Origin of the sequence: Mesorhizobium sp. WSM3224 (genome assembly GCF_000427725.1) — a bacterium.
GTDB lineage: Bacteria > Pseudomonadota > Alphaproteobacteria > Rhizobiales > Rhizobiaceae > Mesorhizobium.
Genome location: NZ_ATYO01000022.1, coordinates 42,812 through 59,094 on the forward strand (window position 1 = coordinate 42,812; position 16,283 = coordinate 59,094).

Sequence of the window (16,283 nt, forward strand, 5' to 3'; positions counted from 1 at the left end):
ATTCTGCGGATGAACAACCTATGGCCTTACCAACCATGGGTAGGCTTTCAGCGAGCAAGCAACTGAGGAGGGGGACGCATCTCCGCAGAGAACGAGACCAAATTGCCTACATGCGCGAACCGCTCATTGAAAGTGGGCGGACTCCTTCGAAATGAACCCTTTCATTCATCAACATGTTCATCTTCATGGCCGGAGGCCGTAGTGCACGGCTAATATTATTTCATTCGACGAGCCGCTTTAAGCGAACATTGGCTGCAAACGCAGATTCTCAACGCAATTCGACAGATGACGCAAACAATCCGCACTTTGCGGTCCAAACTGGGTGATGTTCAACCCCATTTGCCACCTAGGTGCATGGCCGTGGCGCGCTCATTGATAACTAGGGGCAACCAGAGCCAACGGCCGAATATACGATCGCGTCGACTGGGCCTCTCCGATAGTTGGGGCAACCGACGCTGGCGGGAATACGCCGGACGCAGAGACGGACAAGGATTTCAGAGCAGTTGCCGACTAGCTTGCATAATTCGCTCCTTCGTAGGGTAGAAGTCTCTTTCAAGAGCCGGACTAAATGGGACGTGAATATCGGGCGCGCTTAGGCGCACGATAGGCCGCTTCAATAGATAGAACGCCTCTTCCGCCATCACAGCGGCGATTTCGCTTCCAACGTTGCAAACGCGGTGGGCATTATCGACAATTAAAAGTCGGCCTGTTTTTGCGACCGAGCTTTTAAATGCCTCATGATCAAGCGGCTTCAAGGTACGTGGGTCAATCACTTCGACCGAAATGCCTTCCTCATCGAGCGCGTCGACAGCTTCCATCGTCGCCCGAATGGCGCCGGCGACGGCGATAAGGGTTATGTCTTTCCCCTCGCGCTTCACATCCGCTTTGCCAATCGGGATTAAATGATCCGGATCTGTGGGAACATCGCCCTTGACGGTCCACAGGTGGTTATCTTCGAAGATAAGTACCGGATCATCGTCGCGAATGGCCGACTTCATAAGACCTTTGATGTCGGCTGCACCGGTCGGGCTGACGATCTTGAGGCCCGGCACATTCATGAAAAACGGATATGGCCGGTCGGCATGTTGCGCTGCGTTGGACCCGACCGGGTACATACAGCAACGAACCACAACCGGAATGTCGATTTGACCTCCGGTCATAAACCGCAACTTCGAGGCTTGGTTGATTATCTGATCCGAAGCGAGATAGAGGAAACTGCCCACTGTTAGGTCCACGATCGGACGCAATCCGTTGATGGCGGCCCCGATCCCCATTCCCGTAAAACTGCCTTCTGAGATCGGGGTGTTCCAGATCCGATTCCTGCCGAATTGCTCAAGGAGCTTGACGCCGCCGTAGACTGCGACGTCTTCTCCCACCAGAACAACTCGCTCATCACGCGCCATTTCCTCTACCTGCGCTTGCATGAGCGCGTCAAAATAGGTCATCTCAATATGGGTGCCGGGCGTAGCGGCAAATTTCTGTACGTCAGTTTGCATTGGATTAAAACCTCCAGCACAGCCGCGAAGGTGTGCTAGCCTGCAAGGGATGATTTGAACATGTAATCGGGCAAGGTTTCAGGCCGAGGCATCGGGCTCGCCAAAGCGAATTGTAAAGCCTGTTTGACGTCGTCGGTGACTTCGTCCTCTATTGCCCTCAGATTCTCTTCATTTTCACCTTCTTCTAAGAGCACCTTTCGATATAGCGAAAGCGGGTCACGGTCACGTTTGTGCTTCTCGACTTCTTCGGCCGACCGATATCCAAGTGCCCGGCTACTTGAGCGGAAACTGTGGTCATCGAATCTATAGGTTTCGGCTACTATAAGTGTGGGCCCCTGACCTACGCGCGCTCGGTTAACGGCCTGCGCCACGGCTTCATAGACAGCGCTCACGTCCTGCCCGTCAACCGTTAGGCCTGGCATTCCGTAGCCCGGCGCTCGCTGCGCGATGTCCGCCTGCCCGTGGCTTTGCGCCAACGAGGTGGTGAATGCATAGAGGTTGTTCTCACAAAGATAAATGACCGCAAGTTTCCATAGCGACGCCATGTTGAGACTCTCATGGAAGGTGCCCTGGTTCACCGCTCCATCGCCGAAAAAGCATAGCGTGACCTGATCGACGCCCCGCACCTTGGCGCTGAAAGCACACCCCGTGGCAAGAGGAATGCCTCCTCCGACGATCGCCGATTCGGTCATAATCCCAACCGATTTGTCCGCAAAGTGCATCGACCCGCCGCGCCCCTTGCAAATGCCGCCCTCCTTTCCCATCAGTTCGGCCATTAGCGCGTTCAGATGGGCACCCTTCCCAATCGGATGGCCATGCGAACGATGCGTTCCGGTCATGGCGTCATTATCCCCAATAGCGAGACATGCCCCTACGATCGCTGCTTCTTGACCCACACTCGTGTGGAGGTATCCGGGGATCTTGCCACCTTTGAACTGGCGCATACTCTCTTCCTCGAATCGGCGAATACGAAGCATGCGCCGATAAGCCTCTAGTCTCCTGTCACCCTGCAATAGCATGATCCACGTTGCTCCAGTATTTAAGTAAAAGATGTGGCCGTTGATCGCAATGCAGGCCGTGTAAATACATCGTGACTAATTAAACACTTCCTGTTTATCTATTGGAATTGGCGACTTGAAGTGCCATATCGGGCGTGAATTCGCCTACCGTCCGGGATGCGCTCGGCCTTGTGCAGCCCAAGGCCTTCCCCACCCACTCACGAAGGCATCGTGGACAGAGTGTTCGGGCGCGCCTGGTAGGCTGCATCGCTCTGATGGCACAGGACCAGGGCGTCGATGATCACCCGCTCGGGAAAGGGTCATCGTGATCGGAAGTGACCGAGTGGAGAACGGCGTCCAACGGAACAACCCTGACAGTAAGCAAAAGCCTCGCTTCACGGAATTGGTTGTGCGCGTTGTTGCATTGCGAGCGAGACGCCGACCTTGGCTTGGTGACGCCTTGTTTTGAACTGGTCCTAGAATGTGCATGAAGGCCCTCGGCTGCAAACTGGCGAGCGCTGCGCTTTGGCGCGTCGCCTTCAAACCAGTCACGCGCCGAATGGGGGCCAAGCACGAGCCCCTTGAGTGGTCCATTGCCGCAGGGACGGCCCTCGCGGGCGCGTATATGGAGCTTTGCTGCAGCAATGGCCTTATCCCGCTCTAAGTGCTTTCTCGGCAGTTTTGAGAGTTGTAGCTAATCCCGTGCCAGTTGAATTAAGGCTGTGCAATCACACTCCTTTTCAACGACCGAGCGTGGTCCGAAGAAGTCTCAGTAGCCTTCCTTTGTCCGAGCCTGGACAACAATGTCGGTAGCCGGTCAAAGGCTGGTGGGGGCGGCCGTGTGACGCCACGGCGTGACCTGCCTCTGAATATCCTGGCTTTGAGGTCGGCCTGCGCTTCAGAACATATTGCGCAAATTGCCCCATCCGGCGTATTGTCGGTGCTTCCCTCTAACCGGCTGAAGCGACGGCGAGGCTGCGCTAGCAGCGGTCACGATTCGCAGCCTTCGGCCCGGCGTCCTGCAGGACATTTTGAGAAACGATTTGTCCCGCGTGACGCCCAGCCGGGTTCGCAAATGGGAGACCGTACTCACCAGATCGTGTACCCTCCATCCACGGGAAGAACTGTGCCGGTCACGTAGCTGGATGCGTCGCTAGCGAGAAATTGAACTGCATTTGCGATCTCCTCTGTCCGGCCCAAGCGCCCTATCGGCGTAAGCTCAGCCCAGGTCGAAATGCTGTCGAGGGAGTCATTGGTCATCTTCGTGGCGACGTAGCCTGGAGCGACCGCGTTGACGCGAACGCCTGATTTTGCCCATTTGGAGGCATAGCTCTTTGTGAGCATGTGCACGCCAGCTTTGCTGGCGTTGTAGGCTGGGTCGCTCTGCAGCTTTGCAACGATCGAGCCACAGATCGATCCAATATTGACAATGTTGCCCGAGCCGCGTTCGGCCATCGCAGTGCCGATCGTCCTGCAGCAATTGAACACTCCGTCCAGATTAACGGAGATGACGAAGCGCCAGTCATCGTCACTTGCATCTCTCGTCTTGCCCGGGACCCCGGCATTGTTAACGAGGATATCCGGGCAAGGCCCGATCGATGCGGCCAGGTCGCGCACGGACTGCGGATCGGCGACATCGCACTGGAAGGCATCAACGTCAGGGCCCACTCCGGCTGCAGCCTTCCTAGTGGTGTCGAGGTCGAGATCGGCCAAGGTGAGCGAGGCTCCGGCCATCCTTAGCGTTCGCGCAATCTCCAGCCCGATGCCTTGTGCGCCGCCGGTTACTAGCGCCGAACGGCCTGTAAGGTCAAAACGCTTCATGAGGTCGGGATGCATCATGCTTGCTCCTGGGTTGACATCTTGAATTCGTGAGGGTCCTTCGCTGGCGGCACTTCGAGTCATATAGATGCAAACCGAGAGATCGGGTACGAACAATGCCAATGATCGCCCCTAACGCTGCCCGTATGACCTTCTCAAAGCAGCGGGATGTAGTGACGGCTCTGGTCGGTGCCAATCTCGGCGACCTTTGCGCCAAACAGCCGGCCGGTTGACCAGCAGGATGTTCCGATCTTGAGTGGCCTCGCAGCCGGCCTGCCAAGTCGTCAGAGTTTGGGCGACGCATTCCGGATAATACCGCGCAATATCTGTGCCAGATAAAAACTCGCCAGATTCAGGCTACTGGCGAAACTGCGTAGGTCACATGTCTAACATCGTCGTCGGGAGTACGCGATTTGTCTGGGATTGAAGATGAATTGTTACCCGACCACAATCATCCGAGGTGCGACTCCGTGTTGGTAATGATCGGGGGCGAAGATGCCTTCGGCCATCTAGCCTGAAAAATTCATGAGGGTTGGCGGATGTCGCGCAACCGAGCGTGCTGTTTCGGGCGGGCGAGTTCCCGACGTGGTGCATGAAGCGGTGCACGATCGGTCGCGTTCGGAGCTCGGCGAACGAGGATCCGCGCAAGAAGCGCCAGCTGCTTCTGTCGTTCATACTGCGCGATAGCCGGATTTTTAGTGGACGCAAGAATTGCGACCAAGTGCATGCGCGCTGGCTAGCGGCAGAAAAGTTCGACCATGCGTGGGAAGTACATCTTTGGCAGTGCGTCAGAAGCGCCGTCGGACGCGTGTGCGCGTGGGTCGGAGCAGCGGAACAGCCCGGCCCCCACTGCGACAGCCAATGCCAGAGGCATTCCGGCAGGCAAAGGCAGGCCGGCCTCGGCGGTTTCGCGGCCGGCCTAAGAAGTTCCTCATGGGCGTCAGCCGCCGAATTCCGCGATTCAGCCTTCCCGTTCACGACTTCCCGCGAGATCGGCTAAGGCTTGGCTTTGGCCTTCGCATGACGTCGTCGGCGGCGCCGGGAAGGTTCCATATTTAAGTTACCGAGCTCAAGCATGTAACTCATTTAACGAACTTGACACTTGATGGGTAATCAAAAATATTATTGTAACGATGCGTAATTTCCTCGTCGATGCCTATATCCTTTATGGCAATAATGCTTGCCCAGGCGCCCGCTTCTCCATCCCCCCAAACTGTCTTCGCATTCGGGGTCTCCGAGTGGTTTACTATAGATATGAACCCGAATACAACATACCCAGCTATACCGTTCTCGCACGATACTTTATCCGGTCTTACGAAATAATACTCGAGTAACCCTGTTTTTTTGAACAGTGCCGCTGCAGGCTCGTCAAATTCCCATGTGGGAGCGATATCAATTATATCGCCAGATTTGAATGGAACGTTAGCAAATAGGCCTCGGCCTTTGTATGGCACAGATTTGATATACACTGAGTTGCTTCGATCAAATATCTTATCGATCATTCTGGACCCCACTCGTGCTATGCATGAAACGCTTCCTGCATTGTGTCCGCTACGGACGGATCGCCATTTTGCTTCAGTGCCGTGCGTCTCCGGTCGGGCTGCCGTCTAGGAAACGCACGGAATGATCCGATCGGCAGACGGCCTAGACCGACCCTACTCGCTTACGAGGTTTTCGCCGTAAACTCGCCCTTGGCGGGCTGCAGTCAAGGGCCGCCGAATCCAAGGAGGCAGCGCTCATTTTCTACCGGGGAGAAGCTCAAGGGCTCCATCCTTGACGAAAATAGCGTCCCTGGAGCGAACATAGGCTGCACTCGCCCTTGCGGCACCTGCCAAAACGTGTAGCTGCTTTTGCCAAGCGAGAGGTATTGTGCTGCTGCGCTGGTTACTTGACACCTCCTGCGGGCACCTCGACCGGGTGAGCCAGCTCCTGATGAGACTTGTCGCGCGCACGGCGATCGAGCAGCCTTCGGCCGGCAGGCAGTAGGGTTTGATCATCCCGCGCTCTACGCACGCGTGCCACGCGCCTCGATGGCCACCGATGCTCCACCAGTATCATGGCGGCTTTGGTCCGATCCAGGCGGCCGAGCGGATCAGACTGGTTCGTCAGCATTCTTTTCTTCCTGTCCTTCACTGGCGATACGTGCTGCAAGGTACGGTCGCGCCGGGGTAGGCGGTTCTGCGGAGACTGCTCGCAGCGCCAAGTAAAGCCAAATGCGACCATCGGCATCAGGAAGGCATCGCCCAACAGCATCTTTCGACGCGATCCCGACAGCGGCTGCAAGTCAGACCGTGAGCTCTGAACGCAAGCGAGTCAGGCAAGCCCCTGCACTGGCGTCTTGGCGGCTTTGATGCGTTGGGACAATTCGCTCCGCGTCAGCCAAAGAAGCCAATCATCCTCTTTGACGCCGCGGTCAGGCAAAGTCAAAATGGCCCCCTGCGCTTCTCTGTTAAGGTAGCCATACTGATCGGCGATTCCCTTCTCGATTATCCAACTAGGGACAAGAGCATAAATGAAATCAGGTGACCATTTCGCCCACGCCAGCCCAAACGCCATGCTAGCAAGCGTACTAGGCAATCCCCGTCCCCTAAAATCCTCTCGCAGCCATAGGTCGCCGTGATAAGCTACCATGCCGGACATGGTCTGGGCGGTCGGCGCAAGGCAAGAACAGGAGGAGCCGGCGGCGGCGCGACTCTTTGGATCCGTGTAGAAGGCTTTCAACGACTCGAGATGTCCAGCCAAATTGGTCGTCCGCAGATCGTCCAATCGAAGCGCCTGAACATGCGCCACTCTGCCTTTTTGGTCTTCTCCAACAATCCAAAACGCGCGGTCAGCTTCAAGCCGCGAGCAATCTGGCCGGAAGCTCGGATCCGTCGGCGATTTTCCAATCGTGCTTGATGTGACTTCAATGTATTGTTCGAAGTTTTCGCCCGTTCTGAGCCGCAGTCCAGCGCTTAGTGCAGCATCGTTTACACACCGTAAATATTTGAACGGGTCAAACGAATTTCGGTTCACTTTGCCCGCCTATTGTTATGCCGCCGACTTCCAGTGTACCGACTAGTGCACATTATCGGTACTACCAGATTTTGTAGCTTTCTGCGATTACCAAGCGAGGTGGCGCTAGGCACGACAGGACCTACATTCGCAGCCGGGATCTCACCACCTCGGCCGGGTATCAATCGATCTGGGTAACGCTAAGATGTGCGGGCTGGACCGCGACGGCACAACACCGATCGGCGATGGCGTAAACTGTCCTCCAAAAAAACAACCCGATTCAGCCGTGTGACGGTTGCGTGCTCCCTCTCTGTCTCTCGACCCGAACCGCCCCGTCGTCGAACAACACCTTAGTTGCGGCGTTGAATAAGCGATTCCACGGCGAATGCCTGGCCGGCCTTGGTCGTCCATCCTCGCGGACGGGGCCGAAAAGGTGGACCATTGCCGCGGAAACCACCAACGAGCGCCCTCGTGAGTGGTTAGATCGCAACGTCCCAATAACTCCCGTGCAATCCCGGGCCATCGCCAGGCGATTCCCTGAGCCGGAAAACTGAGAAGTCCGGCGGACATAGAATGTATCGGAACAGTGCCGCAACGTTTCCAACTGCCGGCCATCCCACAGACCTTCGGAACTCGCCACTCACTCAAGAGGTCTATCTCAGACTGGCCAAAGGTCGTTTAGCACTCTTGGAGTGGCGGCCTTCGCCTCTTGGATCTCTGCTACAGACATACGGTCCGCCAACTGGCCTAGTACCGAGCGGGCAACCTCTTCGGGATCTACGGCCGGGTTGCGGTGGACGCCTTCGTGGACCCGGTCGAGGAACGAGTTTCGGTTTCTCGCTTTGGTGCGCCAGGCGGGGTGCCAACCCTCGTAGTAAAAGCCACGCAGCAACGCTGGCAGCTGCGCGCCTATGTACACGGCCTCGTCGCGATCCAGGCAATCGCGCAGGGCGTGCAGCGTCGCAATCAGAGCCCGGTATACCTGCTCGCGTTCATGCCAGCGAAGTCTCCACACCAGATCGCTGATCCAATTCTGAGTTGCCTGCAGCGCATAGTCCGGATCGAGGCTCACGTACATGAGCATTCTCCTGTCTTTAAGGTTGTCAGCATCAGATTACGTGCATTTCGCCGGTGTTGAGGGTGGACCCACTTGGACAGGCGGGACTAGCGCTGCAAAGAAGATGAATAAAATCGGCCCGTTCGCCTCCTGCAGGACGATACCGATGTCGATGCTAGATTCTGAAGTCGGCCTTCCGCTCGCGGCGTAGAGTCTAGAGGCAAAGCCTGACCTTGGCATTCGCGCGGCTCCCGGCACGCGCCGCAGTCACAGAAAGACGGATCACCCCGACCGCTCCACTTCCCTTTTCCGAAATCATCACCTCCAGCGCAGCGGCACAGCGAAAAGCCGTGGCGCTGCAGCTTGCTTGAAAAAGTACCGGATCAGCACGCGTCTCCCGAGGCGCGTTGCAGGCCGCCCGTGGAGACGCGCGACGGCGGCTGGACTCTTCCAGCGCACCACCAAGCTGTGCCACGTCATGCCATAGTCTGTGCACGTTAGAGAAATCGGATACTTACTGCAGTTCGCGCGCGCGCCCGGCACCATTCCCGGTTTCGATTGACGCCATGTTGCCTAGCATCATCTCCGCGACGCTGAAGGTGTGCCCCCCTTGCCCCGAAGTCAGGCTAGCGTCAATGTCGGGATAGATGAAGAAGGGTAGCGAAATTCGATCACTCAGACCATTGTGCGCGACCTGATGCGGCGTACTCTTGAAGCGGTCGTCGCTCAGAGCCTGGAACATATCGCCCAAATTGACTACGAGGCTGTCGGGCAGGCTCGGCACTGGCATCCAGCGCCCGCGCAACCACACCTGCAACGACCGGGTGGGTAGTTCCTCTTGCAGCAGCAGCGTGAAGAAGCCACCATCTGTGTGCTTGGCGCACGTGCCGCCGCGAGCTGGGTATCGAATCACGCGTTGCCCCAGCGTCGGCGGGCTGAAATGGCGCCGGAACCAGCCTTGTTCCAAACCGATCAAGTCGGCAAGCTCGGTTCCGAGCTGCGGGATAACTCCGTGGAGCACGGTAGCCTGCAAAGCAAGCAGGCTTCGCGCGAAACCAGGAGCCAAGACCTCATCCGGAAGCAGCGTGCTCCCAGCAAACGGACGACGGTCGCCTTCGCTGTCGATTCCGAGATCGAACACTTCCTTTGGATCGCGGCCGGCGTCGGGATGTAGAATTTCCCCGTGCAATGGACTGTATCCACGGGCGATAGTGGGATAGATCCCTTGAGCGGCGTGACCAAAGCGCTCCTTCGTTGACTGTGGCAACGCGAAGAAGCGCCGGGAGGCCTCGATGGCTTGCGCGATCTGTTCTTTCGGGATGCCATGCTGGACAAGGTAGAAGAACCCGTAATCCTCGCATGCCATGCGTAAGCGCTTGCGCTCTTCAGGCCGTGTTTTATCGGCTGTCAGATTTTCCAGTGATATTTGTGGTAGTGTGGTCATAATTGTTCATCCTTGGTCCATTGGCCTGTGAACTTCGTCGCAAACTCAGTAGTCTGCCAGTACATCGCGACATATCTGCGGACGATTCGACAGTGTCCCGGGCACATCTTGCCCACATCCTTGGGAGCGACGCCGCTGCGAACCGGCTCTCACAGCCAAACAGACCGGACGTCGCTGCGCGAAAAACGCGTCCACCCGACGTATTCCAGGCCGGTCTATCAGGATCGATGCTGACTTGGACATGGCGGTTGCGGCGGGTTTCCTTTAAGGCCATCTACGATAAAGCGTACTTCCATTGTTTTAAGTACATGATGACTTCCTCCATTCGTCGGAATGCACATGGGCGCGTTCGACATCTCTACCTATATGTCTACCGAATATCCGGCTGCATCAATACAAGATATGATAAGAATTTTTTGCAAAGCTTTAAACCAGACCACCACTGCTTAACATTTCCCGTTTTGCAGTCCGATTTCAGAAGGCCGCGGGTAAAGGGACCTTCCTAGTAATGATCAACGAAAGCCTGGCCGGGTTCACCGAATCTTAGCCAGAACCCGCTCGATGTCGTAGCTTCCCAGGATCTGCACCTCACAACAGATTGTATAGTGCCCCCATGGCCTCAGGCAGCTGTCAGCAGGCGCAGTCGGAGACAATGGCAACCACCGCGTCCACTTCATGCGAGGCGTGCTGGACGTTACGCGCAAGAAGATCACAGCTCCGTTTGATGGCGGAGGCATCACCTCGGATAGCGGCGTCATGCTTTGACCGCGGCCGAGCGAGGGCTTGCAACTGGCCGACAGGCGGTCCACTGCGATCGAGAATTCGCGCGCTCCACAATGGGTGAGACACGCCATGGCCGACATTCTGCGCGAAAGCATCTTTGCGACCTCCTGCGGCTACGAGCATGCCAACGAACTCGATTGGTTGCGCACCGACCCGGCCTTCATGCTCGCCTGCGGACGGCTGCCCGACAGCGGGATTGATCTGCGCTCGCAGCCGACCTGCTCGCGCCTAGAGAACCTGCCAGACCTACGCACCGTCATCCGGCTCGGGTGGGGGCTGGTCGATCTGTGGCTGTCGAGCTATGCCGCGCCGCCCGAAAGCGTGACGCTCGACATCGCCGATACGCTTGATGTCGTTCACGGCCATCAGCAGCTCTCGCTCTTCAACGCCCATTACGCCGAGCGCTGCTTCCTGCCGACCCACGTCTGTGACGCCGCGACCGCCGTGATCCTGCCTCCTGGCAAGACACCGGTAAGGAGATCCGCGGCCATACTGCGCCGCTTGTCCAGCGCATCCGCGCGCGGCCGGCCACCCAAACCCTGGTCCGCGGCGACAGACGGCCACCTATTGCCGGGCGCAGGTCATGGCCTGGTGCGATAACAACGCGCTCGACTACCTCTTCGGATTGGCCGGCAACAAGGCTCTCCCGCGTCTCGCTGATGAAACCGCTGACGATATCCCCAAGTGTAAGAGCGCTGTTCTCCATCACAACACACTACCCGGTGATGACTTCGATATAAAAATATTTCTACGTTGTCGTGCGAACTATAATTCTACTATCCCGCGCTTTATGACTTCCATGGCAGCGGTTATTCTGCTACTAGCATCCATTTTTCTCATCACGTTTTTTATGTGGAAATTAACCGTATTTACGGATATCCCTAGAATCTTTCCTATTTCCCACGACGATTTCCCTTTCGCCGTCCATAGGATGCACTCTTTTTCTCTTGGGGAAAGGTTAGAGGTGCTTTCGATGCCTGTCGCACTAGCGAATTCCGCGACCCTCAGATGAAAATGTAACGCCGCAAGTTGCAAGTACGTGATTGTTCTATTTGGGAATTCACCGTCCCAAGCCTGAGCAAAGTTCATGATCGCAAAGCTGCCCTCGGGGCCGTGCAATGGGACGCTAATGCCTGACCTTAAGCCAAAGGTGGCAGCCTCGTCCAAAACGCGCCGCTCGTCTTCAGTCGTGCTTTCGTCGTTGTACACCTCGCTCCAACGAAAGGCTTCTATTCGCCTCCGACCTCTCTTGATAATAGGGTCTATCTTGTCATAGCCCATTTCGAGATAGCGTTCCCGCCATCCATCAGGGTAATTCAGCATGACCGCCGGATCGCCTCGCACCGGCTTTAAGCCTTTCTGGTCTCGTGCGAGAGAGCCATAGGCGACCCACTGGCAATCAAAATTCAGGGCAAAAGCAGTTAGCAGGTCGAACAACTGCTTGGGTTGTCCGATGCCATGAGTTCGGCCGAGAAAACGGGCAAGTTCGACCGCGAACGCCTCCCTGGCAGCCCCAGGAAAATTCAACTGGGTAACAAAAAGAGCTGGTCGGACACTCTCGGTGAGAGCTCTCGAAATTCAGTGACAGCACTCTTTCGCCGGGGTTGCATAGGCTCTGCTCCGTAGCCATTCGTTTGGATGTTGCCACTTTGGCGCACCACAGATTCCGGCTCGGAGGCTACGGCTCCACATCGTCATCGGCAGGCCAACATCGCCTGAGCTCTAGCATTTCACCGCAATTGGTAGAGTTAATTTAAGTTACAACAGTGCTTCGTTTTCGCGACCGAGCGCAACAAACAACACAAAACCTTCAGCTCAATAGCAATTTTCCGCTTTCACATCATAATAAATCGATTGGCACCGCCGTTCAGATTACTCACTGGTCGGCGCGCAACCTTCCTGCCGAGAAGAAGGATCTCAGAACGACGACCTCACATCGTCATTCGTAGGCGGAAGGCCTTGAGGATCTTTAGGCGCTTCGAGAAATTCTAGCGCTGACAGAGTCAGCGAGATGGCGACGGAGTTCGAAGCGCTTGAGGATGGCGTTCTGGATGGTGCGGTTTATGCGTTCGACTTTGGTCCAGGGATGCCTATGCTTTGTAAGGGGTGATCGATATCGTCGCGGGCAATGGCTATCTCCAAGGCATGAGCGCGGAAGAGTTGCTTATGTGCGATCATTTTATTGATTTCGGCATCGTTCCAGCTCTCACCTTTTCTGCACTCTGTAGGGGACGCGGTTGTAACGGATTGCCACAGAACGTCGATGGTTCTGATGGCCTTCTTGGGCTTGGCGAGAGCCGTTATCTCGTGCGCAGTCCATTTGTCGAGGATGACAACAGACCTTTGCCAGCGTCGGAGCGAGCTGTGGTTTCGACGTAGGTCTCAAAGATGCGCCGATTCACCGGGTGTCGACCACGAAAGGGGCGTTGAGCCATGGCAGCGCAGCCCGGCGATGAAGATCTGGGTCGGTGCCTTTAGCTGTTGCATTTCAGGCGACAGCCACGCTAGGCGCCTGATTCCATTTCGTCGATGAACACCAACGGCTGGCACGCCGCGCCTCTGATGTCGAGACAACTGCCGGCCAGCAGTGTTTCTGAAGCGGTAGCCGCTCCTAATGGGCCAAGCGTCATCGAGGCGATGAGCGACCTGCAGGCCCGCAGCAGCGGCCAGTTCGGCGGCAAGTTCGACCGATCCTGTGGATCGGTGGGCCTCGACTGAGGGCCCTTTGCGACCGATGTGATAGCCCGCAGATATCGGTCAGTGGCTGCGACATTCACGTCAGGTCCACCAGAGAACGAGATCCGGCCGCGCAAATCCTAAAAAGCTGTTCAGCACCAGACGACGCTTTCCGTTGCCTGCTTGACCGGTAACCCCGTGAACGAAACCGCCATCGATCAGGGCGATATCCCCGGCCTTGAGCTGGAACTCGCGACAAGGCACGGGCTCGAGATAAGCTGCCGAATAGGGATATCCTGTGGTCTCGACACCTTGCGACTTTCGATCCGCGACGGTTGGCTTGTGACTCCAGAGCCGCAGATTGCCACCTTCGTCGGACACGCTGGGGTAGAAGTTGAGCGCTGCGACAGTGTTGTGCGCCACCGCAGAAAGCTCGTAATCGTTCCCCGCACGTAACACTTGAGCGACATCGTCGTGAGGGTCCAAGGAAAACGTGCCGCTGCCAGACCAGCTGAGACCGCGACAAACATTGGCCTTGCCATGTTCTGAACGGGCCAGCCGCAATTCAACGCCCCGTTTGTGAAGCTCGCGCTTCAACGCGTCGAATAGGGCTCGGACGGGGTCAACTAAATTGCCAAAAAGGGCGTCAACCTGCGGCCTCGCATTTTCCGCCTCCTTGAAATAGGTGGCTGCATCCTTCCTGTAGTGGGATGCGCCGACATATTGTCCGGGGACGCCATCTTTGCGCTCCTTGAGACCGGAGCTGCCAATAAAGTTCGTGGTGATCTCCTGGGCTACTTCGGTGCTGAAAGCTTGGCTGACGTGCAGTGCCGTAGTCTCACCCTTCAGGACCGAGATGATCTCCGCAGTGCTGATCGACCCGGTTCGTTCTTTGATCGTGAGAGGCGATATGGCCGGCGTTTGAGGTACTTGGTTAGTCGCCATTGGTTTTCTCCTGTAGTGCCTGATCGAGGATGGCAATGCCCTCATCGAGTTCGTCATCTGAGATGGTTATCGGCGGAAGGACTTTGATGACGTCGCGATTTGGTCCCGAGGATTCGATCAGCAGGCCGTTTTCGAACGCGACATCGTGCACACGGCTAACATCGGCCGCTGAACGGCACTTGAGGCCGGCCATCAGACCACGGCCGCGCTTTTGTTCGATGCACTTGGGGAACTGCGCAACGAGGCGATCAAGGTGTTCTTGAAGTCTGACGGCCGTCCGCTCGACGGCTGTAGTAAAGAGCCTATCGGACCACATTCTGCACATGGCCGCGGAAGTCACGAAGGCGAGATTATTGCCTCTGAAGGTCCCGCTATGTTCTCCCGGATTCCATATGTCCATGTCGGGGCGAATCAGAACTATGGACAGCGGATTACCTGAACCGCTTAGGGATTTGGAAAGGGTCACAATGTCGGGTTCGATTTTCGCGAACTCGAACGAGAAGAAGTCGCCCGTTCGTCCCGAACCTGCCTGAATGTCATCCACGATGAAAACAACGTCGTGCTTACGGCAAATGCGCTGAATTTCTGAAAGCCAAGGTGCGGATGCGGTGTTCATGCCGCCTTCTGCCTGGATGGGCTCCAGGATGATTGCGGCCGGCTTTTCTATCCCGCTGCCTGGGTCGCCCAACACGTGATCGATGTAACTCGCGGAATCGAAAGTTTGATTCGGATAGCTCTCGTAAGGGACACGGATCACATCGTGGCGAGCAACGCCGCCGAGCTGTCTGGTTGACGCTGAACCCGACACCGCTAAGGAGCCGAGTGACATGCCATGGTACGAATTTGTGAAGGCCATGACGCTCGAGCGGCCGGTATATTTTCGCGCCAGCGCCAACGCCGCTTCGTTAGCATTTGTCCCGGTCGGCCCGGGAAACTGTATCTTGTAAGAAAGGCCCCGGGGCTTCAGGATCGATTCGACAAACACTTCGATGAAATCACGCTTTGCGGCCGTATACATATCAAGCGACAAAACTATATTTTTATCGACTAGGTATTTAATTGCCGTCTCTACAATATCTGGATTATTGTGGCCGTAGTTGAGCGCACCGGACCCGACAATGAAATCAATAAAAGAGTTTCCATCTTCATCCCATATTATCGCCCCCAGAGACTTAGTAAATACTGTTGGAAACGATCGTCCATATCGACGAACGTTAGACTCGTAAGCTTCGAAAATGTCAATGTCCATCGAAGAGCCTCTCTGTATGCGTCTTGCGGTCAAAGCTGCTGGTTCTATATCTACGCATCCAACACCAGACAACCAGCCACGGCAAATCTCGCCTTAAAGCGAACGTATCATTGTCAGCGACTTGCATTCGCAAAGACTCTGTAAATTTGTTTGACGAGTCTGTTTCAGCGCTTTGGTATCGATAGCGTGACAGTCAGTACCCGCCTTTACGGCAACGCTATCGGCGGCGTTGTTGGCGGGGCAACCGGCACAATCGCACCGGTTTTTCCAGCATGACTGCAACCACGATGCTTTGGTATTTCTCTACGTCGCCGTGACGGGATCCTTGCCGACGAGTGGCTGTGACAGATAGCGATTGCTCCAGCGATGTGACGGCGAGACCGGTGCTCGCTCGAGTTTTGTCCTGGAACGCGGACGAGCCAGACTGCGATTCGCGACAGAACTGGAACTGACCGCGGCTTCTAATCGTCGCCGTGGCCGCCGTGGCGGCGATTGCGCTGTTCGCTGGGCGGCGCGTCGGCCCAACCCCTGGCTTCCCGGCATTTACAATGCCTCAATCGGTCCTCGCGAGGCGACGGCCGCACTGCAGGCCACCGCGCGAGCAGGCGAGTGGTATTCGGCACCCACGAGCTGACGCAGACGGCGCCTGCTTCGAGAAGGCGCGTTCGAAGCGGTTATCGACAACCCCGGTGTTCGCCATCGCACCGTGTGGTGACGACGGCGCGGCTTTGGAGCCGCAGCACGACTGAGAGTTCCCACCCGGTGCACATTTATATGATCGAAAACGCTGGCTCAGGCGACGACACCGGCGATTTGTCCGATG

12 protein-coding genes and 1 pseudogene are annotated in these 16,283 nt (G+C 56.5%); 3 read left to right on the forward strand and 10 right to left on the reverse strand.

Annotated elements, in window-relative coordinates; translation table 11 throughout:
- Positions 1 to 494 precede the first annotated feature (494 nt).
- The 7 genes from YU3_RS0125110 to YU3_RS0125150 form a co-directional block, all read right to left on the reverse strand.
- The gene (locus YU3_RS0125110) at positions 495 to 1,496 is read right to left on the reverse strand and encodes a transketolase C-terminal domain-containing protein (RefSeq protein ID WP_051334077.1); all 1,002 of its coding nucleotides are present in this window, start codon (positions 1,494 to 1,496) and stop codon (positions 495 to 497) included.
- A 35-nt stretch (positions 1,497 to 1,531) separates the two neighbouring features.
- Positions 1,532 to 2,515, reverse strand: coding sequence for a thiamine pyrophosphate-dependent dehydrogenase E1 component subunit alpha (locus YU3_RS0125115; RefSeq protein ID WP_027168809.1), 984 nt, complete (start codon positions 2,513 to 2,515; stop codon positions 1,532 to 1,534).
- Between the two features lie 1,068 nt (positions 2,516 to 3,583).
- On the reverse strand, positions 3,584 to 4,333 hold the full coding sequence (locus YU3_RS0125125; protein ID WP_027168811.1) for an SDR family oxidoreductase: 750 nt from the start codon (positions 4,331 to 4,333) through the stop codon (positions 3,584 to 3,586).
- A 1,061-nt stretch (positions 4,334 to 5,394) separates the two neighbouring features.
- Positions 5,395 to 5,814 carry an SET domain-containing protein-lysine N-methyltransferase gene (locus tag YU3_RS39695; RefSeq protein ID WP_084508294.1) on the reverse strand — a complete coding sequence of 140 codons (420 nt, stop codon included), beginning with the start codon at positions 5,812 to 5,814 and terminating at the stop codon, positions 5,395 to 5,397.
- Positions 5,815 to 6,625: 811 nt separating this feature from the next.
- A complete protein-coding gene (locus YU3_RS0125140) occupies positions 6,626 to 7,327 on the reverse strand; it encodes a hypothetical protein (RefSeq protein WP_027168814.1) in 702 nt (233 codons plus the stop codon).
- Between the two features lie 637 nt (positions 7,328 to 7,964).
- Positions 7,965 to 8,384 carry a DUF2267 domain-containing protein gene (locus YU3_RS0125145; protein WP_036259523.1) on the reverse strand — a complete coding sequence of 140 codons (420 nt, stop codon included), beginning with the start codon at positions 8,382 to 8,384 and terminating at the stop codon, positions 7,965 to 7,967.
- Positions 8,385 to 8,877: 493 nt separating this feature from the next.
- Positions 8,878 to 9,807, reverse strand: coding sequence for a 2-oxoglutarate and iron-dependent oxygenase domain-containing protein (locus YU3_RS0125150; protein WP_027168816.1), 930 nt, complete (start codon positions 9,805 to 9,807; stop codon positions 8,878 to 8,880).
- Positions 9,808 to 10,482: 675 nt separating this feature from the next.
- Here YU3_RS0125150 and YU3_RS37480 point away from each other — a divergent pair.
- Positions 10,483 to 11,290, forward strand: a pseudogene (locus tag YU3_RS37480) (transposase); the annotation flags it as partial.
- Positions 11,291 to 11,355: 65 nt separating this feature from the next.
- Here the strand turns inward: YU3_RS37480 and YU3_RS0125160 are convergent.
- Entirely contained in the window at positions 11,356 to 12,027 is a 672-nt protein-coding gene (locus YU3_RS0125160; RefSeq protein WP_245273660.1) for a LuxR family transcriptional regulator, read from the reverse strand.
- A 669-nt stretch (positions 12,028 to 12,696) separates the two neighbouring features.
- Between YU3_RS0125160 and YU3_RS40775 the strand changes: the two genes are divergently transcribed.
- Positions 12,697 to 12,969 carry a hypothetical protein gene (locus tag YU3_RS40775; RefSeq protein ID WP_156913594.1) on the forward strand — a complete coding sequence of 91 codons (273 nt, stop codon included), beginning with the start codon at positions 12,697 to 12,699 and terminating at the stop codon, positions 12,967 to 12,969.
- Positions 12,970 to 13,119: 150 nt separating this feature from the next.
- Positions 13,120 to 13,308 carry a hypothetical protein gene (locus tag YU3_RS0125170; protein WP_027168818.1) on the forward strand — a complete coding sequence of 63 codons (189 nt, stop codon included), beginning with the start codon at positions 13,120 to 13,122 and terminating at the stop codon, positions 13,306 to 13,308.
- Between the two features lie 60 nt (positions 13,309 to 13,368).
- Here the strand turns inward: YU3_RS0125170 and YU3_RS0125175 are convergent, their stop codons facing one another.
- Together YU3_RS0125175 and ectB are read right to left on the reverse strand one after the other, a co-directional pair.
- The gene (locus YU3_RS0125175; RefSeq protein ID WP_027168819.1) at positions 13,369 to 14,211 is read right to left on the reverse strand and encodes a hypothetical protein; all 843 of its coding nucleotides are present in this window, start codon (positions 14,209 to 14,211) and stop codon (positions 13,369 to 13,371) included.
- Positions 14,201 to 15,460 carry a diaminobutyrate--2-oxoglutarate transaminase gene (gene ectB, locus YU3_RS0125180; protein WP_027168820.1) on the reverse strand — a complete coding sequence of 420 codons (1,260 nt, stop codon included), beginning with the start codon at positions 15,458 to 15,460 and terminating at the stop codon, positions 14,201 to 14,203. The genes YU3_RS0125175 and ectB overlap by 11 nt, the downstream gene beginning before the upstream one ends.
- Positions 15,461 to 16,283: the final 823 nt, after the last annotated feature.